This is a genomic window from Ginsengibacter sp. (genome assembly GCF_057362405.1).
The window spans coordinates 13,587-39,131 of record NZ_JBMQQG010000012.1; the positions used below are offsets into that span (position 1 = coordinate 13,587).

Below are 25,545 nucleotides of genomic sequence, written 5' to 3' on the forward strand. Positions count from 1 at the left end.
TAATAATAAGGTGGTTAGAATACAACATTTGCCCCCATTGTAAGCGACCGCATAGTAGGATATGAGTTCATATCTGCAGCAGCAGGGTCATAATAATTAAATTTTGTAATGGTGAATAAATTAGTGCCTGACAGAATAAAGGTTACATTTGAAATTTTTATTTTATCACAAATACTCCTGGGAAGTGAGTAGGTAAGATTTACATACTGCAGGCGCAGATAACTGCTGTTTTTTAACCAGAAAGTTGACGGCACATTATCCCTGGTATAATCCCATGGAACTGGCTTTGGATAGGCAGCATTTGGATTAGTCTCGCTCCAGGAATTCAGCCAAAAAGACGGCGGCCTTGCGCCATCAAAGAACCGCCTTCCATAGCCATCATTATATAATTTTGAAATACCGGTTATTCCCTGAACAAATATATTTGCGCCAAAGCCATTCCACCTGGCATTAAGATTCAGACCAAAGGTATAGGGATTTTGGTAGTGTTTCCCTTTAATAACCTGCCTGTCATAATCGTCAATTCTGCCGTCAGGAACCCCTCCCGGACCACTAACATCCTGAAAATTCAGGGCCCCAAGAGTTGGTTTAATGCCATAAATAGTATAACCAGACGGAAGTGCATCCAAAGCTTTTTGATTGCGGATTATACCAGTGGAAACTAACATGGAAACATAGTCTGTAGGCCGGCCGTTTGGATTATCCACATTTTGGGCGTTCTGGGCGACGTCCTGTAACACTACTTTATTTGTTGCATAAGCAAAATTTCCCTTTACCCCGTACGATACCTTGCCAAAATTTCCATTGTACCCCAGTTCGAGCTCATATCCATGCGTGTCAACTATTCCATAGTTTTCAGGGGGCAAAGTTCCGCCAAAAGAAGATGGCAGTGATACCGTGCGGGTATCTAAAATGTCATAATTGTGCCCCTTGTAATATTCCGCGGTGAACAGAATATTCTTAAATAAGCGTGAGTCAATGCCAAAGTTAAATTCCCTGGTTTTTTCCCACGTCAGGTCAGGGTTAATAATTCCATCGTATTGTAAACGGGGGTGCGGAGTTGTTCCGAATAAATAATCCCCATTTACCGAATAAGATTCCTGCCATTTCCAACCGCCTACGGCATCATTTCCAGTTAAACCCCAGGAACCGCGAAGTTTTAAATAGTCAATAAATTTCACTTTGAAGAAATTCTCCTTTGAAGTTATCCAACCACCGGAAACCGACGGAAATGTTCCCCAGCGATGGCCCGGCGCAAATAGCATTGAACCGTCAAGACGGGTTGTGACGTTCACAAAATATTTTTCATCATAATTATAAAATATCCTGCCTAAATACGAAGCTCTGCCATTCTCGCTTTGGGTACCATCAACATAACTGTCCGTCCTGGAACTTGACGTGGCCCAAAACTGGCCTGTTTGCACGAGAGGGAAGTTTTCTCTCGCACCATAGAAATAATCGTATTTACCTTCGCTTTGCTCATATACCGCGAGCGCATCAAAATTGTGTTTCCGGAATTTCTTTATATAGCTTGCTGAGAAATCCAACTGGTAATTGGTGGTTATTTCCTGTGACTCCGCATATTTTTCCTTGGATGGGTATGCTGATTTTTGTGATCCAATAATTGAATCCGTATAGATAGCCCCATTGGAACCGTGATGTGCTACATCATATATGGTAACTTTTTTGTCTAACTGGTGCACCGTAGTAGCTAAATAGGTTGGACTTACTTTTCCTGATAATAATAATCCATCTACAAATGGGACCTTGTATGTCAAGCCGATTAACATATCAACATTTCTTTGGTTTTGCGTTTCAGTACCCCCTTGTTCAATAAATCCCACCAGGTTCCCTATCCATCCCGGGTTAATGAATTTCCCATCAGAGGTCTCAGGTTTTGCATTGGGAAGGTAGTATAGTGTACGTCCCCAGATGCTTCCTAAATCAGGATCAATACTAAAACCTACACCACCGTTCCAGTATGAAAATCTTTCATTCAGGCCCTGGCTGTATTGCATGTTGACAAAACCACTAAAATTCTTTGTAAAATCTACGTTTAGATTGGACCGGATATTATATCTTTTAAAATCTACATTTTCTACTGCGGCCGTTTGGTCAAAATAAGAACCGCTGATGAAATATTTTACCTTTTCAGTTCCGCCGGATGCCGTAAGCGTGTGCCTGTTTAAAGTAGGGTTCCGGGCAGTTAATGAGTGCCACGCTAATGCAGGGTCATTTTTATCAAAGTATGCCACTTCCTGCGGATCGTAAGCCACAGGTAACCCCACACCGGTTCTCATATAATTTTCCAGTTTCACCATATCCCTGGCGCCTACATATTGAGGAATTTTCGAAGGTTTATCATCGGTATATGAATAGTTATAACTTAGCTGGAATTTGCCAATTTTGCCGGTTTTGGTGGTTACGAGTATAACGCCGTTAGCCGCACGTGCCCCATAGATTGCCCCTGAAGCGGCATCTTTCAAAACTGTAATATTATCCACTTCCGAAAAATCCATTGCATCGAAGGATTGCTTATCAGAGATAATACCGTCTATTACATATAACGGATCGTTACCCGTACTTTTCCAGGTGTTAACAGAACGAACGCGAATGGAAGCATCATATCCGGGGACACCCGAAGCCTGGTTCACAAATACGCCGCTCATCCGGCCGGCCAAAGCATTGGAAAGATCTCCTACGGGAATATCCTGAACATCTTCAGCTTTTATTGAGGTAAGGGCACCCGTAACAGAAGATTTTTTCTGGGTTCCATAACCTACCACAATCACTTCGTTAAGTGCTCCTGGTTTTACAATTAGTGCAACATCAATAGTAGTTTTATTGCCAACTTTTATTTCCTGGGAAACGTACCCCGTAAAAGTGAATACCAGTGTTGCATTCCTGTCGCTAACGGATATGGAATACTTCCCCTCCTTATCGGCAACAGTACCGTCGGATGTTCCCTTAACCAATATATTTACGCCAGGCAAAGCCTGGCCGGTTGATTCATCTGTTACTTTACCGGATACCGTAATTTCCTGTTGATCATAACGGGGAAGCTTATACGAATTATGCGAATAGGAAGGCAGCGCCGGTCCCCAAAACAAAATGAATGTTATCATTTTCATAAGCAAAGGCGCCTTACGAAAATTCATATGGGACTTTACCAGCCAAAAATAATTTCGATGCAGTAGTTTTAATTTTTTCATTTGTTATTTTTAGATTTAAAAAATCAGTTTTTTTATAAATTCCACTAATGATTTTTAATACTTTTGAATCCTTACTTACCCCTCCGTTATTACTTAATTAAACTATCCCCTGAACCCGTTTGCGGTTGATCCGTGGGTATCCCTGATGCCGCTTTACTTTTTAAATTTATCCCGGAAAAAATAACGGCAAATACAAATAAGCAGGCAAAAAGAATCCTGAAAACAGAATGGTTTACACAGCCAGTTTGAAAAAATCCCGCCATTCAACAAACAATCATTTATAACAAATATTTTCAAATACCAGGGAGCAACAACCTGCCAAACCTGTTTAATAATTGTCAGGGTAAAATTATCAATGGAAGTTTTGTTTGAAAAGTCAGCGATTAACATTTTGTTAAGTGATTTTAGCAAACGGATGCCTGTTTGTTTGCATCCAACAGTTTGAAAAAGAGGAACCTGGGTACATAAGATGTAATTCTACGGTCAGCTATTCGCTATTTACGATTCTCCCCTTTCATTACAAAGCAGCCTTTCAGCGCTGTGCCACCGGTTGCTTATAATAAATTTCCGGAGAAAACAACATTAACCGGAGGATTACTCCCTGATTTTCTTTGATTCTTAAAGGGGTTCATCCAGAATATATAACGGAAACGGATATCCGCTTTAGCGGTTATTACGATCCGTTGAAACATTTATCCACAGCGATTTGATTCAACATTCTAAAAAATAACGGTGTCGCCTGTACGCATATTTTTGCAGTATGATTCGTTCTTTTCGGAGGCGCTTCCCTATTTATTCAGATACCCCGTTACCGTTAGCTGGTAACCAACCTTGTTCCTGACATCAAGGGTCTGCGGTAAATATTTTATTTGATTGCACTGTTATTTATGTTCGCGGATTTATTTATCTTTGGTTACCCCATTTACAAACGAAACATCCTGCATTAACTTCTAACGAAACCAAAGAAAACCAGAAACCGAAATAAATATTTTAACAACCCCCAACTAATAATATGACAGCAGGCAGTCGCTTCTTGCTTTCCAGGGTATTGTTTGTTTGCATCCTGGCATTGCCGTTGAAAGAGGCTTTTGGACAGTCAGCCGACAGCCTTTCGACAGCTTCACTGAAAAAATTAAGTCTTGAGCAATTGATGAATATTGAGATAACTTCTGTCTCAAAGCATTCGGAAAAACTCGAAGATGCAGCGTCCGCCGTCCAGGTTATAACGCAGGAGGATATTCGAAATTCAGGGGCTAAGACGCTTCCTGAGGCACTACGCCTGGCAGCCAACTTACAGGTGGCACAGGTCAATTCAAGCCAGTGGGCTATCAGTGCCCGGGGGTTCGACAATGTGCTCTCCAATAAATTGCTCGTACTCATTGACGGCCGTACCGTATATACACCTTTATACGCGGGAGTATTCTGGGACGTTCAAAATGTGCTGCTGGAAGACGTGGACCGTATAGAAGTAATTAGTGGCCCCGGGGGAACCCTCTGGGGAGCCAATGCCGTTAACGGGGTGATTAATATTATTACAAAGAGCAGTAAGGATACCAGGGGCTTTTTGGTTGAAGGCGCTGCCGGCACAAGTCTGCCTGGTTCAGGCAGCATCCGGTATGGGGGAAACCTGGGAAGCAAACTTTCCTACCGGGTGTATGGCACCGGGTTTAAACTGGGAAGCACGCTGGACACTAATGGATTGAATGCACACGATGATTGGCCGATGCTGCATGGGGGCTTCCGGCTGGACTGGGAAGCCTCCGAAAAAGACAAGGTCACCCTTCAGTCTAATATATATCATGGCAAGCCAAATCCCGATGCTGCAGATACCGCCGTCATCGCTAATGGCGACAATATACTCGTACGTTGGAATCACGCCGCTCCGGCTATGCCTGATTTTCAGTTGCAGGCTTATTACGACCATACATTGCGTGATTTTGGTAATGGCTTCAGCGAAGACCTGAAAACCTACGATGCCGACTGGCAAAGCCGGTACCGGATAGGAGATCGTAACGAGCTCACTTACGGTGCTAATCTTCGCCTCATGGATCACAGGGTTACTAATCTGCAGCTATTTGCCTTTCTTCCCCGCCATAAAATGTTGTATCTCTACAGCGCTTTTCTCCAGGATGAAGTAACGTTGATCAAAGACAAGTTACGTTTCACCCTTGGTTCCAAGTTGGAACACAACACATATACCGGCTTTGAATTCCAGCCCAACGGCCGGTTGGCGTGGACACCGAAAGAAAACCAGACTATATGGGCTGCTGTATCAAGAGCAGTCAGAACTCCAGCCCGCATTGACCGGGACTTTTACCTTTTCCTGACACCGTCAATCACTTTCATCTCCGGAAATGACAACTTTGTTTCGGAAAAAATGACTGCCTATGAATTAGGATGGCGGTCTCAACCCACGAAATCCCTCTCCCTGTCTTTATCGTCTTTTTATAATGTATATGATGACATCCGCAGCGCAGAACCAGGTCCCCCTCCTTTTGGTATCCCGGTAACTTTCGGTAATGGAGTTAAGGGCAACACCTATGGCGCTGAACTGGCCGTAACCAGCCAGGTCACCGATTGGTGGCAGCTCAAAGGAGGATATACTTTACTTAAAAAAGATCTGTCTGTTAAACCGGGCAGCAAGGATTCCAATAAAGGATCAGCGGAAAGCGATGATCCGGAAAACCAACTACTGGTTCAATCAAAAATCACCATGCCGGGAGGTATTGATCTTGGGACGGTAATACGCTATGTTGATCAACTACCCAAACCGTCCGTTCCGGAGTATTTAGGTTTAGATGCAAGGATTGGGTGGCACGTTAATAAAGCGCTGGAGTTAAGTATAGTGGGGAATGATTTATTGTATGACCGGCATAGGGAATTCATTCCGTCATCGCCTTCACCAAGGGAGATAGAACGCAGCGTTTATGGTAAGGTTACCTGTTATTTTTAAGCAATGAAACGATTATACATACATTTCCTGCTTCTCTTAACCGGAATATTTTCCTGTGCTTTTCAAACCAGCGGGGACCGGGAATACCAGGTTAAAGCAGCTTTTCTATTCAATTTCACCCAGTTTGTAGAATGGCCTGCGGACTCCCCCGAAGCAACAGGTTCTCCATTTGTCATCGGTATACTAGGAGAAAATCCATTTGGAAATTACCTCCGGGAAATTATTGCCGGCGAGAGTATAAATGGTCACCGGTTAACTATACAGCAATATAAAAATGTAGATGAAATTAAGTTGTGTCATATTCTATTTATCAACGCTGCTGACAACAGGCACATAGGGGAAGTCACCACTGCCCTTAAAGGACGCAGTATTCTTACGGTTAGTGACGCGGCTAGTTTTATAGATGCCGGTGGGATGATCAGGTTATCCACAATTAACAATAAAATAAAGATACAGGTAAACCCGGCAAAGGCAAGGGAGGCCGGTCTTACTATAAGCTCAAAGTTGCTTGGAGTAGCTGAAATCGTTTCACCAAATAACAATTAACTGATGTTACTCAGAGATATGCCCATTCAAAAGAAATTGATGAGAATTATTCTTCTTATCAGCGGGGTAATATTAATTGTGACATCCACAGCATTCTTTACCTATGAGTTCTACGCCTTCCGGCAAAATACCACGCAAAAACTCTCGACGCTGGCACAGGTTATTGCCACCAACAGCACAGCCGCGCTTGCCTTTGATGATCATAAAACTGCAACCGAAATTTTAACGGCATTAAAGGCCGAGCCGCATATTATTGCTGCAGCTCTCTTTGACAATAAGGGAGTCCTTTTTTGCCGGTACCCCGTGAATGCAGCGGATAAAGCATTCCCGGCCTCGCCCGGAACGGACCAATTTCTATTTACCGGCTCTTACCTCGAAGGCTTTCAACCGGTAATAGAAGGAAACAGGCAGCTCGGCACGCTGTATATAAAATCCGATCTTGGGAGAATGTACCAGCGGTTTCGGTTGGTTGGCATTACGACCATGTTCGTGATTGCGTTATCACTTTTGCTTGCCTATGTTCTTTCAAAGATTTTGCAGAGAAGCATTACAAAACCTATTAAAGGATTAGCAGATGCCGCAAAAATAATTTCATTAAATAACGATTTTTCCGTGAGGGCGGTTAAATCAGGGAACGACGAACTAGGTTATCTCACTGATTCCTTTAACGGGATGATTCAACAAATACAGGAGCGGGAGACCAGCCTCAATAACATTAATCGCAAAATAGAGCGCAGTGAAAAAAGATACCGCCACCTGTTCGAAAATAATCCTTTACCCATGTGGGTGATTGACGAAGGCTCTGATAAATTTCTGGATGTAAATGAGGCAGCATTAAGCCATTACGGCTACGACCGCCAGGAGTTCCTGGCCCTGTCAACATTGGACATCAGGCCCGACGAAGAAAAAGAACGGTATCAAAGCTATATCCGTAAAGAAGGTTACAGCCAGGGAAGCTGGAAACACCGGAAAAAAGATGGGACGCTCATTAATGTTGAAGTTTTCGCCCATAACCTTTCTTTTGAGGGCAGGAAAGCACGTCTCATCCTGGTCAACGATATAACAGAAAGGATGAAGGCGGAGGAGCAGCTGAACATAACTATTAAGGAAATTGCGGATTATAAATTTGCGCTGGATGAATCCTCTATCGTTGCTATTACCGATCAAAAGGGAATTATAAAATACGTAAATGATAATTTTTGCAGAATATCAAAATACGATGCTGGCGAACTTCTGGGACAGGATCATCGGATCATCAATTCGGGATATCATTCCAAAGAGTTTATCCGCAACCTGTGGATAACCATTGCCACTGGTAAGATATGGAAGGGAGAATTAAAGAACCGGGCAAAAGACGGAACCGTTTATTGGGTGGACACAACTATTGTCCCCTTTCTTAATGAACATGGCAAGCCCTACCAGTACATTGCGATAAGGGCAGACATTACCGGCCGGAAAATCGCAGAAGAAGAAAACCAGAAGTTGAACGAGGACCTCGAGCTAACCGTAAAACAGCGCACAGAGGAACTGGAAGCATTTACTTATTCGGTTTCTCATGATTTAAGGGCACCATTACGTGCCATCAATGGCTTCGCAAAAATGTTAAATGAAGAATACAGCGCCGCTTTTGATGCTGAAGCAATGCGCCTTTTTAAAAGAATTGAAGAAAATGCAAAAAAAATGGGCGCCCTTATCGACGATCTTCTTGAATTTTCAAAACTGGGCAGAAAAGAAATTCACAGGTCTCCCGTTCAAATGACAGAACTTGTCCAGGAAACTCTTTTAGAAATAAATACAACGCTCCATCACAAGGCGAGTGTGCACATTCATCCGCTTCACGCAGCTCATGTTGACAACACGTTGATCAAGCAGGTGATGGTAAACCTGATTTCCAATGCGCTTAAATATTCTTCCAAAGCTGAAAAGCCTGCAATAGAAATTAAATCATACCAGGCCGGGGATGAAATTATTTATTCTGTAAGTGATAATGGGGTGGGTTTCGACAACCAGTACGCAGGGAAGCTCTTTGGCGTGTTCCAGCGTCTTCATTTGCAGAAAGATTTTGAGGGCACAGGGGTGGGCCTGGCCCTGGTAAAGCGGATTATCGATAAACACGGGGGCCGGGTATGGGCGGAAGGTGAATTAAATAAAGGGGCTACGTTCTTTTTCAGCCTGCCAACAAGCAATTATAACTAAAATATATACAATGGAAAATGCACCAGTTGAAATTCTTCTTGTTGAAGACAACGCAGACGACGCGGAAATGGCTATTCACGCACTCCGAAAAAAAAATCTTGCCAATAAACTCATTCACCTGCAGGATGGTGAGGAGGCGCTGGACTTTCTTTTTGGAACAGGGAAATTTGCTGGCAGAGATGTTACCATCAGGCCAAGGCTGATTCTACTTGATTTAAAAATGCCCAAAGTGGACGGGATGCAGGTGCTGGCTAAAGTGAAGTCAAACGACGCCACAAAAAAAATCCCGGTGGTGATACTCACTTCTTCAAAAGAAGATCCTGACCTGAGCAAATGCTATGAGCTTGGCGCCAACAGCTTCATTGTAAAACCAGTTGAATTTGACAGCTTCATCAATGCCGTAACCGAGTTGGGTATGTACTGGATGCTGCTCAATCAACCCCCTGTATAAGCCATTAAAGATCAAGCACCATGAACCCGACAATAAAAGTATTACACCTGGAAGATAATCCATCGGATGCCGAGCTGATTGATTATGAATTACGGAAAGGCGACATCCCATTTGAAAAACAACTCGTGGACAGCAGGGAAGACTACGAAGACATGCTAAGCAAATTTAATCCGGACATCATTTTATCCGATCATTCGCTCCCGTCATTTAACTCCTTTAAAGCGCTTGAGATATTAAGGGATAGGAAGCTGACTATTCCTTTCATATTAGTCACGGCAACCGTATCCGAGGAATTTGCGGTTGATATTATGAAGCGGGGAGCTGATGATTATATCCTCAAGGACCGGCTGCAACGCTTGCCTTCCGCTGTAATGAATTCACTTGAGAAACACCGGTTGGAGAAGGACAAGGAGGCAGCCAACGAAAGGTTGGCTTTTCATTTAGATAATGCGCCGCTCGGGTTTATTGAATTGGATAACCTTGGTATTATAAAGTCGTGGTCGAAGCGTGCCGAAGAAATTTTAGGATGGGACGGAAAAGCACTTATACAAAGCCAGGAAAACAATTTTAGCCAGGTCTACGAAGAAGACCGGCCACTGGCAAAGAAGGTTCTTGAACAGTTGATAAGCGGGGAAGTAGCGCGAAATAAAGTACAGTGCCGCCATATCGCCGGCAACGGTCAGGTTATATGGTGCGAATGGTTCAACTCTGTGCTAAAGGACGAGAAAGGAAACGTAAAGACCATCATGTCACTGGTACAGGATATCACCGAACAGAAGCAGATGGAAAAACAAAAAGACAACTTCTTCTCGGTGGCAAGTCACGAACTTAAAACACCGGTAACTACCATCAAAGCCTATGGGCAATTGGCGGAACAATTGCTTGAAGACAAAGGCGATAACGATACATTAGACATCATTAAAAGAATGGGAGCGCAGGTTAACCGGCTCACCGGCCTCATAGGGTCACTTTTAGACTTTACCAAAATACGAAACGGCCAGCTGGTATATGACGAGGTGCTGTTTGATTTTAATGACCTCGTTCAGGAGGTGGTGGTTGATATGCAGAAAACAAGTTACACCCATGAAATAAAAAATAACCTTGGGCCAGGAATAACTGTTTTCGGAGACAGGGATAAATTAAGCCAGGTACTTGTAAATCTCATATCTAATGCAATTAAGTACTCGCCGGAGTCCGACCGGATTGTCTTAAGCACCCGCACAAGCGGAATGGGTATTGAGCTGTCTGTCCGGGATTTTGGGATCGGAATTCCCGAAGAAGACGTGCAAAATGTTTTTAAACAATTTTATCGCGTTAGCGGCGAAGGCCAGTCTACCTTTCCCGGTATGGGTATCGGATTATATATCTGTTCTGAGGTTGTTACCAGGCACGGCGGAAAAATATGGGTGGAAAGTAATATCGGCCAGGGTTCCACCTTCTATGCATGGATCCCCTCCGATCATCGATCTACCGTTGACATACATCATGGAAATAAATAAGACCTGTGTTTCCCGCGCAACGTTTCATTCCAATTAAGACTACTAACAATAACGTATACTCGAAAATACAATCCCGTTGAAACAGGCCCTTCAGGAAATAGTACGTATTCTTTTATAAAAAAGGTATAGCATGCATATTATCCAAAAACGTCACAAATATTTGCAGAATGGATTTACTTCAACTTCTTGATTAAGCGTAAAAGGGATGAGGGTTTTATTTCCTTTCAATATTTATAATTTCAAATTCTTCCAGTATTAGTAAAAAGCATTTTATTAAATCAGCAAATCTTACACCATCGATTTTTCCGTCTTTGTATTTATATTGAATCACCGCATCGATTCTATGTCCAATTGGTTCTATTAGTGTTAATGCAATAAGAGCAATCTTAGGCTCCGTGTCAAAATAATGTTTGAATTTATTATTAAGCAATTGTAACTCTTTAAGTTTTGAATATTTTTCTTCAAGTCTTAATTTTTCAAATGTCCCTTTGCTACTCTTAAATATTGACTCAATTATGGAATACATATCCTTGGTCATAGTTTTTATTGATGGAACAATTTTATTAAAAGTTGTTTGACAATCGGAAGAAACCCAACTGAGATTTTTGTTGACAATTGTTTTTGGCAAAAATTCATTCTCATTGTCGCCAATTTGCACATTATAAAGCGAATTAATTTTTTTTAAGACATCTCCAATGTCATGCTTCAAATAATAAGGTTGGTTAAGGTTGTAATTGTTCATGAATAGTGCAATCAAAATTTAATGCGAAAGCTATGGCTTAGCCATATCACTGCATTTGAAAATCGTAGTCCCGTACCTATTTCTAAATTTATAACTAAAAGTTCAGTATTTGTACTTTTGGCGTTACTCCTCGCCTATGATTTAACTGCACGGCCAACCATCATCGTGAAATATCGGTTGACGATATCAGCCAGGAATCAAAATTGTTCTCTGAATGGGCATCAAATGCAGGAAACCTTTTTGCGAGCGAAGGCATTTTAATTCAATTACGATTTCGGATTACCTTTTTACGAATAAAAATTTAAATTTAAAATAGCTAATAAAAGGTTCATTAACTATGATACCTCAATGGTCAGCTCAGATTATTTCTGCAGCGTGAATTAACCATAATGGGCATTGATAGCAGCAATAATTTTATCAATATACCCCTGACTTACTTTTGCCGATTCAGCGTAGTCCACATTCCAGGCCTTACCCGAATCTGCATTGTGAACAAGAATAAACTGAATAGCTGATTTTTTCCAAATTTCAAAAGCTCCTGTGTAATTTTTAAAAGTTAGCTTTCTTACTTCGAGCGGTTCCTTATTAATTACTATCGTAAAAATATCATTCATGACATCATACTTTTGTAAAGTACATCAATTAAATCAGTAAAAAAGAGGACCACTAAAATCACGTACTAACACGTACGTTGTGCCACTGATTTTTAGCCGGAAATTATAATTATCAGCCCTGCATTAGATATTATAGAGAACAACCCAAATCTTTCAAAACAAGAACGGTAATTTTCGTGTACATGTTACTGTTAGTGGTGCTTATATTGAATATTTATACCTTACAGATTCACCAATTTTCGTCTGACAGTATCAGCTGGTCATTTTAAATTTAAAGACAAGAGTTGTTTCCATTAAACTATAGTTAGTATCCCGTGAATTGGAACTTGAAATAACTGATGAAGTAACTGAAGCGATTCATATAGAAAAAAAACGGGTTTCCAGGTATGTTTTCGTATAATCATGCCGGTTATCTCAATGAAAGATCAGACGGCCTTATTTTCAATTTTCGGCCCTGCGGACGCGACTGCCGTGCTGACGGCATCGCGATATTTCTCAAAGTTTTTTTCAAAATAACAGGCAAGCTTATACGCAGTTGCCTGATAGTCCATTTTATTGTCCCATGTATTAACGGGCTGTAAAAGTTCTGCTGGTACCCCCGGGCATATTTCCGGAACCATTAGCCCAAAAACGCCGTCTTCCGTAAAAGTAATTGTATCAAGGTCTCCCTGCAGCACCGCTTTTATGATGGACCGGGTATATTCCAGCGGGATCCTGCTGCCTTTACCGTACTCACCCCCCGTCCAGCCGGTATTTATTAACCATACTTTTACCTGGTGATCTTTAATTTTCCGGCCGAGCATTTCGGAATAAAACACGGGGTGTAACGGTATAAACGGCGACCCAAAGCAGGCGCTGAAAGTCGGTTTAGGCGTGGCAACTCCGTTCTCTGTGCCTGCAACCTTAGCAGTATAACCACTTAAAAAATGATAGATCGCCTGGTTTTCGGTAAGCCTGCTTACTGGTGGTAATACACCAAAAGCATCTGCCGAGAGGAAAAAAATATTAGCCGGTATATTACTGCTGTTGTTATTTACTGTGTTCTTAATATAACCGAGGGGATAGCTTGCCCTGGTATTCTCCGTTATTTCCCTGCTCGCGTAATCAATGATATTGGTATTGGTAAAGCAGGTTACATTTTCAGCGATGGTTCCGAATCTTATAGCGTTATAAATCTCAGGTTCGTTTGTTTTATTTAAATCTATAACCTTTGCATAGCAGCCCCCTTCAAAATTAAATACTGACGTGTCATCCCACCCATGCTCGTCATCGCCAATAAGCTGCCTGCTGCTGTGGGCGCTTAATGTGGTTTTACCGGTACCGCTCAGGCCAAAGAACAATGCGGTGTCGCCCTTCTCACCGCGATTTGCAGCGCAATGCATACTCAACACATTTTGCTCTTTCGGCAACAGGAAGTTCAATGAGCTGAATACCGCTTTTTTTATTTCCCCGGTGTATTGGGTGCCACCGATCAGGATACATTTTCTCGAGAAATTGATAATGACAAAATTCTTGTTTGGCACTCCCTCCGCTGCCGGCATAGCCAAAAAACGCGGGGCCTGTATTAAATGCCAGGTTATGGCGGTCTTGTCATCCGGAGCGGGGCGTAAAAACATATTGCAGGCAAAAAGATTGCAACAGGGATTTTCATTTATAACCCTAATGCCTACACGATAATCTTCTCTGGTACATACATAACAATCCCGGACCCATAATTCTTTGCCGGAAAGATAGCCCGTCATCCTTTGGTAAATGCGTTGAAAATACTCTTCGCTAAGCGGCTGGTTAAAATCATTCCAGTCCACGGTTTGGGCCGTTATGGCGTCCTTAACAATAAAGCGGTCTTTGGGGCTTCTGCCGGTGAATTCGCCGGTATTAATAATCAGCGCTCCCGTGTCGCTTAAAACGCCCTCACCTCTTTCCAGCGCATGGCTGATGAGTTCTCCCGGTGATAACTGGTAATGACACTTACCCTGAAGCTGAAGGCCTGGAAGGATGTCCTCCCGGGAGTCAATAAAAGGTTCAGCATGTTTATAATTGGTTGGCATGAATGATTTTATTTAAATAGACCTGGTGAAATAAAAAATAAGCTTACAACAATCGGGAATACCGTTTTATTACAAAAAAAATAGCAGGAAAAGGTATGTCTGACAGCGCGAGACTCTCAATATTAATTCAGGGCATCAGAAGCGAGGGCCTCCATCAAACAAAAGTAATTGTCTGACTTATCATTAAAAATTTTGGATGGATAATCCGGTCTCATAACGGCCGCAATATAAACAGTATAATTACATTATGCAAGAAATATTTAAGTTAAGTTTCCCTGCAAAGTTCAACAGTCTTTTTTACGAAATGGATATTATAACAGGTATAGTCTGGCATAGCTTTTATTCTGCGCAGAACAGATGATTCCTATGGTTCGAAAAGAGTTTTGCCTATTTTAACGACGACCAACGAGAGACACAGGCGATTTTCGAAATCATTGGGTATTCGTTATGGTGCAATCAAAAGTAGTTACTCTACCTTAACAACATTGCCGATATTGTATTTCAACTCCCATTGATCAAGGCAGGGATTTTGTTGATTTATTGTTCATGATTGACGTTCGTGAATTTTTTTTAGCGGTCTTTTGAGTTCAATACCAGATTTCTTTTTAGAAAGCATGTCAGGATTCTTTTTTCCAAAGTTTGTTATTGACAACTTTGTCAATAACCTGGCCTCGGCAATTGCGGCTGACAAGGATGCGATGGAATTGTATCATGAGTTCATTATTTTCGATGGCTTCAAAAGTTTCCGGGCGTTTATTCCATATCCGCTTTGTGAGATATAAACTCACAAAATAGATATGATAATTTGAAAGGGATCCGAAGACAGTTTTGATAGGCAGGATTGTGGATGAAATTTTTTCCAAAAGAACATTAGGTGAAGGGCTATAAAAGCAGCCGCTCGCTTACTAAAAAGAATTGACCTCCTTAAATTAAATGGATCCGCAACAAAATATGGGCCTGGTCTCGCAACAATGGGAGCCGGCGGTTTAGCTGCCAGGAGCGCAAGAGTTTTACAGGAAGTTGGATTGTTTAGAACAAATACGATCTAATGTTTTTCAAATACCATTTAAAATTGAAATTCAATCCGGGACAACTGAAAAACTTTAAAATTAGAAATTGCAAAATGCTGATCTTAACCCATCTCTGATGAGAAACCTGTGAATCGAAGCCTGGAATTCCAGTTTTTTACTAGAAAAAATCGTGTGATCTTAGCCGTTAGTTGTAATACAACAAGAACAATTCTTTCATCTGGCTGCAACCATTCTTAAATAAGAAAATTCAAGCCGCTCCTACTCATGAGCTTCTGCAATTCTGATAAAATATAATGATTCCACCATTTGAAAAGTAACAACCCGGCTTTTTAAAATATTAGAATTCCAATTTTTTTGCTTTCTTCTGGATGTAACCTGGCCAGAATCCGTATTGCTTTTTGAAGGCCACCGAAAAATTGGCGGGATCAGGATAGCCGGTCATGGTGCAGATCACCCGGAGGGGATAGTTGGTATCGGTTAACAGCCGATAGCCTTGCTCCAGTCTTGCCTGCCGGGAGAACCTGGAGACAGTAGTGCCAAAGACGTATTTAAATACCGATTGCAACTTTGGCTCGGAAGTACCTACCATTCGTGCCAGGTGTTCCACGGTATGGTACTCCTCGAAATCTGAAGTTATGATCTTCTTTACTTCTAATGCCCGACTTTGTTCAGTATTGGTGAAATACTGCTGCTCAGTGACTTCAATTACCCTGCTGGTCAGCAACACCATCAATTCATGAACCATGCCCTGGAAATAAAGACCGGCCAATTCTTCCATATAGGGGTATTCAATGATATGTTGAATAATTCCCATCATTTCAAGGCCCAGGAATTGGGGACTGTCCAACAAATCAGCCGGCTCTTCCTTTACAACTTTTTCAAGAAAGGCAGCAAGCTTCGGGCAATGGACCGCATATGGCTGTAAAAATTCTTTGGTAAAATGAATATTGAAATTGTGATATTCCCCGGGGTCAAAGTTAGCCGTGGCCCGGATGGAGGGAACATACTTTATTTCAAACTGTTTATCCTTTAACATATTATTTTTTAATCCTTTCCAACAGGTTTGAAACGAATTGACAAATGGAATGTGCAGTTGAATCACCCCGCGATCAGAGTAACAGTTAAATGTTGCGGGTTGTTTTATAAGGTAATTGCTATACCAGATTTCAAATCCTTCTCCGCTGAAGCGATGAAAGAACATGCTTCCGAAATTACCCGATGTCATCCAGGAACGTGCCCCCGCCAGCCTGTAGTGATGTAGGTCTCCCGGAATAGCATCTGACAGGATAATATTTTCATTTGTGGATGACAAAATGCGAAACCCGTTCATGTACACCATTTTTTGCAGGAACAAAAATGGCATACCGGTAATTTCGTATTTCACACTACGGTCCCAAGTTGGGAAAAAAATTACTTACTTCGAATTTGTTTTGGGCTAAAAATATATTCATATCCCTCCTCCCCTGTTACCGAGGTAAACATATATTTACCAAATTTAAACTCAAGGGCCCAGGACCATATCCTTGGCTGGTCCGTTTTGTTTTTTATGGGAGGGAGAAATAAGATGTAACTGATAGCTGTGCCCGGGTAACGTTTGTCAGAAAGTATGAAGGTATTTTGCTTTTGAAAACTGGTTAACCGGTGATAGATAAATGTGTCTTTACTCAGGCGTATAGGCGTTAGTGTTAGATTCTCTGCGAGATGACTTTTTTCATTTTCTCTGAGAAAATTATAAAATGAATTAAGTTCATTTTTAAAACTTTCTAATTGGCTTGGTGAAAGCTCTTTATCACTCATTGTTGCCTGATTAGAATTGTCCAGATTTTTTTTGGTAACAAGATAATGTAATGCAATATATTTTAAACATGCCTGATCGGTGATGTTTGTATGTTCGGCCAGGGAACTCATCAGGTAATTTTTAAAGTCATTAAACAAATCAATATTTTTTTGTTCGTTAACACTTATGGTCTGCGAATTACAGAAACCTGACCAAATGAGGAGACCAATCAAAATAAAACGACTTTTGTTTTTCATAATTGCTGATTTATGTTTTAACCGCAGCTACCTGTTTTTCCTTTGGGGTATTGATTATCGGAATTGCTAACCGTCCTGCTGATTCTCCGGTTCCCATTTTGAGTACTAAAATTATCCAGGTCAAGCTTCCTGATATCTTCTCCCAAGTCACCTGGATCATTTCCGGAAAAGAAAGATTCATTGGATTTTGTAGAAGGCAAATTTATATTGATACTTTTTAATGCTTCCATGGCTGAGCTGGTGCAGTTAAAATTATCCAAATCGTATTGCAACGCCTGCTGATCTAAAAGTTTACCAATCACGGTGGCCATTTCGGCGCCGGTCACTGAAAAATCAAGGGATACATCATAAGGAGTATTGCTGTCATCGCCGAAAACAGACTGATCCTTCTCACTGCCCGGCTTAACCGAATTCTTGGGATAAAATCCCAGCGTTCGTATTACCGAAGTTCCGTCCGCATTATGTTGTTCCAAAGTTAAAAAAGTGTGGCCGACCATGAAAGATGCTACGGGGTTGACCAATTCCCTCGTGCCCGGATCGGGCTGGTTGATGTTAACAGAAATATTATAGGTGGAGGTGCTATTGTTGGTAAAACATTTTACTTCCTTGGCGAGGTCGGTGATAGGTGCATCGGGAGAAGTAAATACCGGGGCAACCGCAATGTTGTCGATACCCGAACCGCCCGTTGTTCCGCCACCACTTCCACCCGCAGTAAAATAAGCATATGCTGAATAGGAAGCCTGGTCTAAAAGCCAATACCAGCTGTAATAGTCGACAGTATTGCCATTGACGTCATAAGAAATGATGACTTCAGGAAGTACCGCACTTTCCTGGTCAGGAAAGATCGTATTATTGTTCGGTCCACTTTTTTTAACTCCGGTCACTTCATTGTTTACAACCACCAGGTCTTTAAGCGAATCATCACCAAAACTCCTGAGTGTAATGTTTCCGCTGCTGTAGCCTTCCCGGGTTTTCACCAGGCCAGACAGGTCAACCCAGTTTCCCAAAAAAACTGAGTCCTGATTTTTCAGCAATAAGAACCTGGTATGGCTTCCACCCTTTTCAAAAATCAATATCCCGAAATTCCGGTTTTTATACATTAGGACTTTAGTGTTAGCAAAATCCAGTTGACCCAGTTCACCTTGGGAAATATGCCGGTTTATATACTGGATGGCCGCGTCAACAAAAAGATTGGAATGGGTAGAGATTGACGTGCTGGTCTTGTCTTTGCTGCACCCGCAAATAACCAACACAAAAAGACAGGGAATCAATAGTTTCATAAATAGTGTTTTTGCTAAACTAATTACCGAAACTTTTAAAATTTTTGATAAATATCAATTTAGTGAAGCCGGCTTTTTACTATGTTATTTAAATTTTGGATGCTCGTCGGCTTCGTCCATTCTTTGTACCAGGCGTTCCTTCAATTGATCCAGAAATGTAGTTCGGTTGATTTTACGAATTCTCATTTCCTGGAATATCCTGTAATAATTCCCCAATTCAACATTAAATAATTTTTCAAAATGACCTGCGAGATGCTTCAGGTCTATTGTTCCATTATTACAGGAACCAGCCGATTGCAGGGCATACAACAATTCTACGAGTGAAACTTTAGAAGCCGTCCAACTGACATTTGCTGCCTCTTTAACCGCGGGTAAACCCTGCTGCATTTCGGGTGCGGCTAACCTTACATTTATAAATTCCAAAACATCTTCAAATGCTATGATCTTTGCAATCTTGTAATCGAATATCGTGGTAAAATTTAAGTCCGTTACGCCATCCTCAAGATTTAGGAGTAACCAGGAGTCCCGATTCTTTCTTACAAAATAAATTTCATCCAGTGAAGTGCTTCCAGACCTGTAATAAGAAATGAAGTCATGATGTGTATTCCAGTATTCATTAATTTTTCTTATTTCCCCGAGATAAAAATTTCTAATATCCACAGATGTAGCCAGGGGGACGTGCGATTGTAAAAAGATAATTTTCTGGTAATAGATAAACCGGCTATAAAATCCTGGCTTGATATGTTTAAAAAAGCGGATCTCTTCTTCGGTACCTGAGAAGGTATAATTATTTACGAAGGATTTTAATTTGGAAATATGGTCCAAAATAATACTTAAAGATACCTGGGAGTTTTGGAGGTGAGTTCCATCTTTGACGCTATAGCGGTCAAGATTATTTTCCATCTCTGCATACAGCTTATTTGCAAATTCTTCTATTGTCATAACTCCCGATATGAATCTGAATGTAAAATTAAATGCGTGACTTGAGGCGTTGATTGATAAAAATCAATTATTCGTTTTAAAGGACAGGCGCTTAGGGCCTAAGAAACGAATCGGGCCGGATAGAAATCCAGCTCTTTTTGAATCCAATATTTTATGAAAAACCGGTTGCGAGCTACGATATTGTCTTTCTTCCGTCATAAATAGCTTTGCACATTATAGTATTTAGATAGCATTTGTATCTTACAAACCGTGCATTTACTATGCATTCTCCTGTAATTATGAATTAGTTTTGCAAAGATTACCTGCACGCGAAATCAAATTGATTCCCCTGAAAAACCAAGATTGCCCAAGGGTCTTCCTTGGGTTTTCTGCGATTTGAATTTTGCGTATAAGCTTTACTGTTATGACCGTACAAAAAGTTATCAGCCGTCTTTTATGATTGGAAATATGTCTTCCCACAAAAAGGGATATTTATGATTCTAAGCTACGCGTGTATTTAAGTCTATGCAATATCATCTTTTTGCAAAATTTTTAATGCAACTTCTTTACCGCTGATAATTGCCGCTTCAACTGTTCCGGGGGATGATCCTTTATGCAAGCCTTCTCCCGCGAAGTAAATTGTCTTTTCAACAGGTTTGTTCAAAATATTTTTAGCAACAATACTCTGCGTGATATTATAAGAATAACCCCCGGAAATGTTTGGAACATCTTTCCAGTTGATAATTTCAAATGCCTTGATTTTATTTCTTAAAACAAGGGGCTCAATAGCAAAGGCTGATGACAAAGATTGAAGGCTTTCTTCCAATATTTGTTCTGCAGATTTATCGTTAAAAGATAATGTTCTTGTCCCTCCTATCCATCCGGTCAATATGTGGTTGCCTTCAGGTAATTGTGTCCACCAGGTCGATACATTTGCTTCTGTAAAAACAAACCCAATATTTTCTTGTACTTTTTTCCAGAAAGATTCATCAAATTCCAATATTATTTTTATAACAGATCCAAACCCTATATTTTTTGCAGCAGCTAAATAAGTATGTATACCGGGTGTAAATTTAATGTATTCCCAATCAGTTTCCTTTGCCTGCAAAACACCTAGCGGAACAGTTATCACAATTTTATTTGCTGTGAAATAACGGCTGCACATAGTTATAATACTAACCTCGTCTTTTTGCCACTTGATTTTTTTAACGCTACAATTTTTGTAAATTATGCAGCTATATTTTCTGCATTCATTTTCGAGATAATCAATCATCTTTTGATAACCGCCCTCAATTCTGTATTGAATATTATCTTCGTTTGACCATTCGTTGTACAGGGACATGGTGCTTGCCTGTGAAACATCAGCTAGATCAAATCCTCCGGCATATCTTTTCACCGACTCTCTCAATTCTATATATTTATCATCATAAAAATACTCCTGTAAGAAATCTGAAAAAGACTTATCAATTTTTACTTTTTGCATCTCTCTCATTAACTGATTCCAGTGCTCACTAAAATGATTTTGATTTCTTATTTCGCCACGCTGCAGTTGATACATATTACCCTTTACCGCATGATATTTAATACCGGCCTGTTTTAATAAATTTAAAGTATGCTTCAGTTTTCCGTGAACAAATTCAGCGCCTAGTTCAACCGGTACAGAAAATGCTCCGCTGCTTAAAGTATGAATTCTTCCGCCCAGTCTGTCTGCGGCTTCTGCCAAAATCACTCTTTTATTATTTTTTGATAGTTCGTAAGCAGCAGTTAAGCCTGCTGCACCACCGCCTATAATAATTATTGTTTCCAATTATATTAGGTAAATGTTAGAAAAGAAAGTATGATGCGAAAACTAAAATCAGGCCAAAGAAACATTTTAAATTGTAATATAACGACTAACGGTTATTAGAATATTTCTGAGTAGGCGGAGACCTGGAAAACGTGAACTTTTTGGTTTACTCATAATTTTGAGTAATTTTACTCATTACATTGAGTAAATTGAAAATATGTTTGAACGACATCACTTACAGGATCTTATAAAAAGGATCCAGGAACCCAGAAGATTTTTGCAGGTAATCATGGGACCCCGGCAGGTGGGCAAGACGACGCTGGTGACCCAATTGGCTGCCCGGGTGAAAATTGATTATCTTTTTGTCTCTGCAGACGCTGTAGCGGCCGCCAATGCGACCTGGCTAGAACAGCAATGGGAAGCTGCCCGAATAAAACAGGCTCAAAATCAAGGAACCGCCTTTTTATTGGTAATTGATGAAATCCAAAAAATTGATAACTGGAGTGAAATGGCGAAGCTTTTATGGGATACTGATAGCCGGAACAAATTAAACCTGAAAGTAATCCTGCTGGGCTCATCCAGGTTACTGCTGCAACAAGGGCTCACCGAATCGCTGGCGGGAAGATTTGAAAGCACTTACATGGGGCACTGGTCTTTCGATGAAATGCAGCAGGCGTTCGGCTGGGATGTAAATCAATATGTATGGTTTGGTGGCTACCCCGGCTCTGCCGCTTTGATCAATGATGAAGAGCGATGGAAAACATACGTGCAGGAATCGCTGATTGAAACGAGTATTTCAAAAGATATTCTTATGCTGACCCGTGTAGATAAGCCGGCATTGATGAAACGCCTTTTTGAACTGGGTTGCTTATATTCAGGACAGATCCTCTCCTACACTAAGTTACTCGGCCAGTTGCAGGACGCGGGGAATACCACCACACTATCTCATTACCTGGAATTACTGGATACAGCCGGTTTACTGGCAGGGGTAGAGAAATACGCGCCGGATGTAATTCGCCAGCGATCATCCAGCCCTAAATTCCAGGTTCATAATACCGCCTTAATAAGCGCCCAGCGAAATGAAGTATTGAAGGATATAGTAATCAACCCAGGTGAATGGGGCCGCCTGGTTGAATCTGCTATTGGCTCCCATTTAATCAATCATTCCCTTACTGAAAAATTCAGTTTATATTACTGGAGGGAGCGCAATGAAGAAGTAGATTTTGTCATTGAAAAAAAGGGGAAAGTAATTGGCCTGGAAGTAAAGAGCGGTGCCGCGGGATCTACCTCGGGAATGATTGCTTTTAAAAAGAAATTTAATCCCAATAAAGTTTTACTCATCGGTAATGCGGGATTGACATGGCAGGATTTTCTTAAGCTAAACCCCGCTAGTTTATTTTAATAATGCGAAAAGAGCCTGATATGAATAGTCATAATATTCCAAAAATTTATTGCCGGTTACTTATTTTGAAAGCCCTTATCCTGCTAAGCGTTTCTTCTGTAATACCAAGATAAGATGCGATATATTTGGAGGGGACCCGCAGAATTATCTGGGGGAAATGGTTCAGAATAAAATTGTAACGCTCCAAGGCCTTTTGCATTCTCAGCGAATACAATCTTTGTTCGCTCAATTGATAATATTTTTCTGTGAGAACCCTGCCGACAAAATTAAATTCGGGGCAATGGTGGTATAAATATTGTAATTCCTCATATTCGATAAAGTAAAGTGTGCAATCTTCAATAGCCTGGATATTTTCGCGGCTGGGAACCTGGTTTAGGAAACTTTCCACAGAAAAGATAATATCTGTTTCTTTCATGAACCATGCGCATATTTCCTTATCATCTTTAAAATAGTAACAACGCAACAATCCTTTTTTTACGAAATAGATATTATAACAGATGCGGCCCTCTTTAAGAATAAATTCCTTTTTTGGAATTTCAATTTCTTTTAAATTTTCCATGATATAATCCGAAATGATGTTCTTTTGAAAAACTTCATGAGGTCTTCGCCTCGTTGAATAGCTTTTGTTTTCATAATTCATTTTAATGTTTATTTTTTAAAAAAACTTTTGCCAAAAGCTTTCAAGCTCTGATGTATTATTATTCTGTTTTATATGCACGCATAAATCGGCATTATTGTTTTATGTTTTTTTATAGAATTTTTCGATTCATTCAGTACTTCTGATAATCGCATATTGATAATTTAAGAAATCAAGTTCTATTTCGGCATAATCGAGAGCTTCTATAAAACGATTCCTGAGAGCATGGGATATCCCGGGAGTATTGCGATAGTAGTTTATGCCCGCCCGAATATTTTGATAAAAGGATGTATAGTACTTTTTCTTTTTAGAAAATTTTTCAGGCTTGGCGTCATCTTTCAATTGCTCTTTCAGGTAATCAATATATAAATGCAGTTCCTTAATAAACATATGGGGTCTGTTGATGTCGGCAAGAATATTTTCTCTTCCGTAAATATGACCGGTCATAGTTTGTAGCGAAACTACTTTGGAAAAATTAGCAATATTGGGTCCCGGGCAAACGGATACCGAATTCAGTTTTTTTATTAAAGTCTGGTTATAATTGATAGCCGCTGCATTGCTCAATCCAATACATAAACATTCTTTACGCTGTACCTCATTCAATTGTCTTTTATATTCCGGTTCCGCAAGCTCAAGTGATTGCAACTGTGCAATTTTTAGTTTTTGATATTTATGTGACGCTGTACAAATCGGTTCTTTTGTAAACTCTGTATTATTAACCAGATGCTTTTCAGTACAAGGACTGCCGGGTTTCCCATTGCTGATGCGCAATAATTTTTCATTTTCGGCACTTGTTCCTTTTAAGTAATGGAACCTTACGGTTAAGGGAGAATTGTCGCTTAACACCACATCCTTTTCGCTGGCAGCACACAATAGTTTCAAGGTATCTTCATCAACAGTGGTAGCTTCCGGTACAAGCAAAAAGGGCGTTCCCCATCCGGTACTTTCTATATTGTAATGGCGATGTAAAAAATCATCTTCTTCATGAGTGCCGATACCACCCTGCACAGAAAATATCATAGCGGGAGGATAAATAAATTTCCTGTTAGTTTTTTTCTGCAGAGCCGCATTATAGATCTCGAAAAGTATATCCACTAATTCCTGTCTTTTAGATTTGAATTCTTCCAGTATAGGACCCAGCAAATAACCCTCTGTTGCAAAAGCGTGACCACCACAATTCAAGCCGGATTCAACCCTGAACTCGCTTACCCAAATACATTTCTTTGCTAGATATTTACCCTGGATTAATGCAGAACGGTAATCACTCACTTTTACAATTACTTTTTTGGTAAATCCCCCATCTTCATTTACATCGAACTCCTTGCAATCCCCGAGGTAATTATATAACCTTAGGTTCATACCGGCCGAAAAAATCAGGGACGAATTGGTAAGGTTACTTTTTGCATAACCCCGCAATGCAGCTACCGCATCTGAACTATCTATAAGTATTTCACCACGTTTATTATAATAATCCCGATCTATTTTGGTCATGATGTTTACATCAATACTGCCGGGCCTTATTTGTCCCCTTAAATACGTTTCCATTTTTTCCTTTTCCGTTTGATCATTTAACTTAATCATTTGCCAGTATAATCGTTTAAGTCTACTATCATCGGGCAGCATCTCGAAATATTTCACTATTTCAGAACCCGCTTCAAAAGCCGTTTTCCTGAGCTTTTCAACTTGTTGCTGAACGATTGTATTTACCAGGTTGAGGTAATCGGTAATTCTTTTGGCCCGGTAATCTTCTGCGTGTGTACTGATGGGCTGATATGCCTGGCCGATCGTTGGATAATAATGGCTTCTCATCATTTCTATTAACCTGTCTTCAACAATAGAAATAACAGATGAGATACCAAACCTTGCAACTTTAATTGGTGTATCGATGGTATATGCCAACCCCATTACCGGAATATGAAATTTGTGATGTGGAGAATAATACATGAGATATGTCTTATACTGAAAAAACTTTACACCCTTAGGGGTTATTACTGTAGGAACTTTACAGTGTTTTGCAATAATACTGGATAGACTTTACAGTTTGATTTTTTCTTTCCATTTTTTAAATAAAGGTTGTTTTGTCATGTGAGCTTTCTGTGGTGTAAGATTGCTAATGCTCATGTGGGGCCTTAAACAATTATACGCGTCTATTGCTTTACAGACTACAGCAACGGCTGCCGTATAATTTTCAAA

18 protein-coding genes are annotated in these 25,545 nt (G+C 40.6%); 7 read left to right on the top strand and 11 right to left on the bottom strand.

Going from position 1 to position 25,545, the window contains the following annotated elements; translation table 11 throughout:
• Window positions 1–14: 14 nt before the first annotated feature.
• Entirely contained in the window at window positions 15–3,212 is a 3,198-nt protein-coding gene (locus tag ACO1O5_RS00875; RefSeq protein WP_486267535.1) for a SusC/RagA family TonB-linked outer membrane protein, read from the bottom strand.
• 1,012 nt (window positions 3,213–4,224) lie between these two features.
• On the opposite strand from ACO1O5_RS00875, the gene ACO1O5_RS00880 reads away from it, so the two are divergent.
• Genes ACO1O5_RS00880 through ACO1O5_RS00900 form a run of 5 tightly spaced genes read left to right on the top strand, consistent with a single transcriptional unit; the run spans window position 4,225 to window position 10,857 of the window.
• Window positions 4,225–6,165 (top strand): TOL_0244 family TonB-dependent receptor, encoded by a 1,941-nt coding sequence (locus ACO1O5_RS00880; RefSeq protein ID WP_486267537.1) that lies wholly within the window; start codon window positions 4,225–4,227, stop codon window positions 6,163–6,165.
• A gap of 3 nt (window positions 6,166–6,168) precedes the next feature.
• Window positions 6,169–6,711, top strand: coding sequence for a TOL_0243 family YfiR-like periplasmic protein (locus ACO1O5_RS00885; RefSeq protein WP_486267539.1), 543 nt, complete (start codon window positions 6,169–6,171; stop codon window positions 6,709–6,711).
• 18 nt (window positions 6,712–6,729) lie between these two features.
• Complete coding sequence (locus ACO1O5_RS00890; protein WP_486267570.1) at window positions 6,730–8,907, top strand: sensor histidine kinase, YfiR-like protein-associated; 2,178 nt, start codon at window positions 6,730–6,732, stop codon at window positions 8,905–8,907.
• 10 nt (window positions 8,908–8,917) lie between these two features.
• Window positions 8,918–9,358 carry a response regulator gene (locus ACO1O5_RS00895; RefSeq protein ID WP_486267541.1) on the top strand — a complete coding sequence of 147 codons (441 nt, stop codon included), beginning with the start codon at window positions 8,918–8,920 and terminating at the stop codon, window positions 9,356–9,358.
• 20 nt (window positions 9,359–9,378) lie between these two features.
• Complete coding sequence (locus ACO1O5_RS00900) at window positions 9,379–10,857, top strand: PAS domain-containing sensor histidine kinase (RefSeq protein WP_486267543.1); 1,479 nt, start codon at window positions 9,379–9,381, stop codon at window positions 10,855–10,857.
• Window positions 10,858–11,071: 214 nt separating this feature from the next.
• Here ACO1O5_RS00900 and ACO1O5_RS00905 read toward each other — a convergent pair whose 3' ends face one another.
• The 3 genes from ACO1O5_RS00905 to pckA form a co-directional block, all read right to left on the bottom strand.
• Window positions 11,072–11,566, bottom strand: a complete 495-nt coding sequence (locus ACO1O5_RS00905; RefSeq protein ID WP_486267545.1) for a hypothetical protein — start codon at window positions 11,564–11,566, stop codon at window positions 11,072–11,074.
• A gap of 413 nt (window positions 11,567–11,979) precedes the next feature.
• Window positions 11,980–12,213 carry a hypothetical protein gene (locus ACO1O5_RS00910; protein WP_486267547.1) on the bottom strand — a complete coding sequence of 78 codons (234 nt, stop codon included), beginning with the start codon at window positions 12,211–12,213 and terminating at the stop codon, window positions 11,980–11,982.
• A gap of 425 nt (window positions 12,214–12,638) precedes the next feature.
• Window positions 12,639–14,261: a phosphoenolpyruvate carboxykinase (ATP) gene (pckA, locus tag ACO1O5_RS00915; protein WP_486267549.1), complete on the bottom strand. Its 1,623-nt coding sequence runs from the start codon at window positions 14,259–14,261 to the stop codon at window positions 12,639–12,641.
• 614 nt (window positions 14,262–14,875) lie between these two features.
• Here pckA and ACO1O5_RS00920 point away from each other — a divergent pair.
• On the top strand, window positions 14,876–15,043 hold the full coding sequence (locus tag ACO1O5_RS00920) for a hypothetical protein (RefSeq protein WP_486267551.1): 168 nt from the start codon (window positions 14,876–14,878) through the stop codon (window positions 15,041–15,043).
• Window positions 15,044–15,629: 586 nt separating this feature from the next.
• Here ACO1O5_RS00920 and ACO1O5_RS00925 read toward each other — a convergent pair.
• The 5 genes from ACO1O5_RS00925 to ACO1O5_RS00945 all read right to left on the bottom strand — a co-directional run bounded on the left by ACO1O5_RS00925 (window position 15,630) and on the right by ACO1O5_RS00945 (window position 21,334).
• Window positions 15,630–16,676 carry a helix-turn-helix domain-containing protein gene (locus ACO1O5_RS00925; protein ID WP_486267553.1) on the bottom strand — a complete coding sequence of 349 codons (1,047 nt, stop codon included), beginning with the start codon at window positions 16,674–16,676 and terminating at the stop codon, window positions 15,630–15,632.
• Window positions 16,677–16,702: 26 nt separating this feature from the next.
• Window positions 16,703–17,326, bottom strand: coding sequence for a hypothetical protein (locus ACO1O5_RS00930; protein WP_486267556.1), 624 nt, complete (start codon window positions 17,324–17,326; stop codon window positions 16,703–16,705).
• Window positions 17,327–17,343: 17 nt separating this feature from the next.
• A complete protein-coding gene (locus ACO1O5_RS00935; RefSeq protein WP_486267558.1) occupies window positions 17,344–18,606 on the bottom strand; it encodes a hypothetical protein in 1,263 nt (420 codons plus the stop codon).
• Window positions 18,607–18,690: 84 nt separating this feature from the next.
• Window positions 18,691–19,548, bottom strand: coding sequence for an RteC domain-containing protein (locus ACO1O5_RS00940; protein WP_486267560.1), 858 nt, complete (start codon window positions 19,546–19,548; stop codon window positions 18,691–18,693).
• A gap of 502 nt (window positions 19,549–20,050) precedes the next feature.
• Window positions 20,051–21,334, bottom strand: a complete 1,284-nt coding sequence (locus tag ACO1O5_RS00945) for a flavin monoamine oxidase family protein (RefSeq protein WP_486267562.1) — start codon at window positions 21,332–21,334, stop codon at window positions 20,051–20,053.
• A gap of 196 nt (window positions 21,335–21,530) precedes the next feature.
• Here ACO1O5_RS00945 and ACO1O5_RS00950 point away from each other — a divergent pair, with 196 nt between their 5' ends.
• Window positions 21,531–22,715 (top strand): ATP-binding protein, encoded by a 1,185-nt coding sequence (locus tag ACO1O5_RS00950; RefSeq protein ID WP_486267564.1) that lies wholly within the window; start codon window positions 21,531–21,533, stop codon window positions 22,713–22,715.
• Between the two features lie 46 nt (window positions 22,716–22,761).
• Here ACO1O5_RS00950 and ACO1O5_RS00955 read toward each other — a convergent pair whose 3' ends face one another.
• Window positions 22,762–23,355: a Crp/Fnr family transcriptional regulator gene (locus ACO1O5_RS00955; RefSeq protein WP_486267566.1), complete on the bottom strand. Its 594-nt coding sequence runs from the start codon at window positions 23,353–23,355 to the stop codon at window positions 22,762–22,764.
• 126 nt (window positions 23,356–23,481) lie between these two features.
• Window positions 23,482–25,296 carry a hypothetical protein gene (locus tag ACO1O5_RS00960; protein ID WP_486267568.1) on the bottom strand — a complete coding sequence of 605 codons (1,815 nt, stop codon included), beginning with the start codon at window positions 25,294–25,296 and terminating at the stop codon, window positions 23,482–23,484.
• Between the last annotated feature and the right edge of the window lie 249 nt (window positions 25,297–25,545).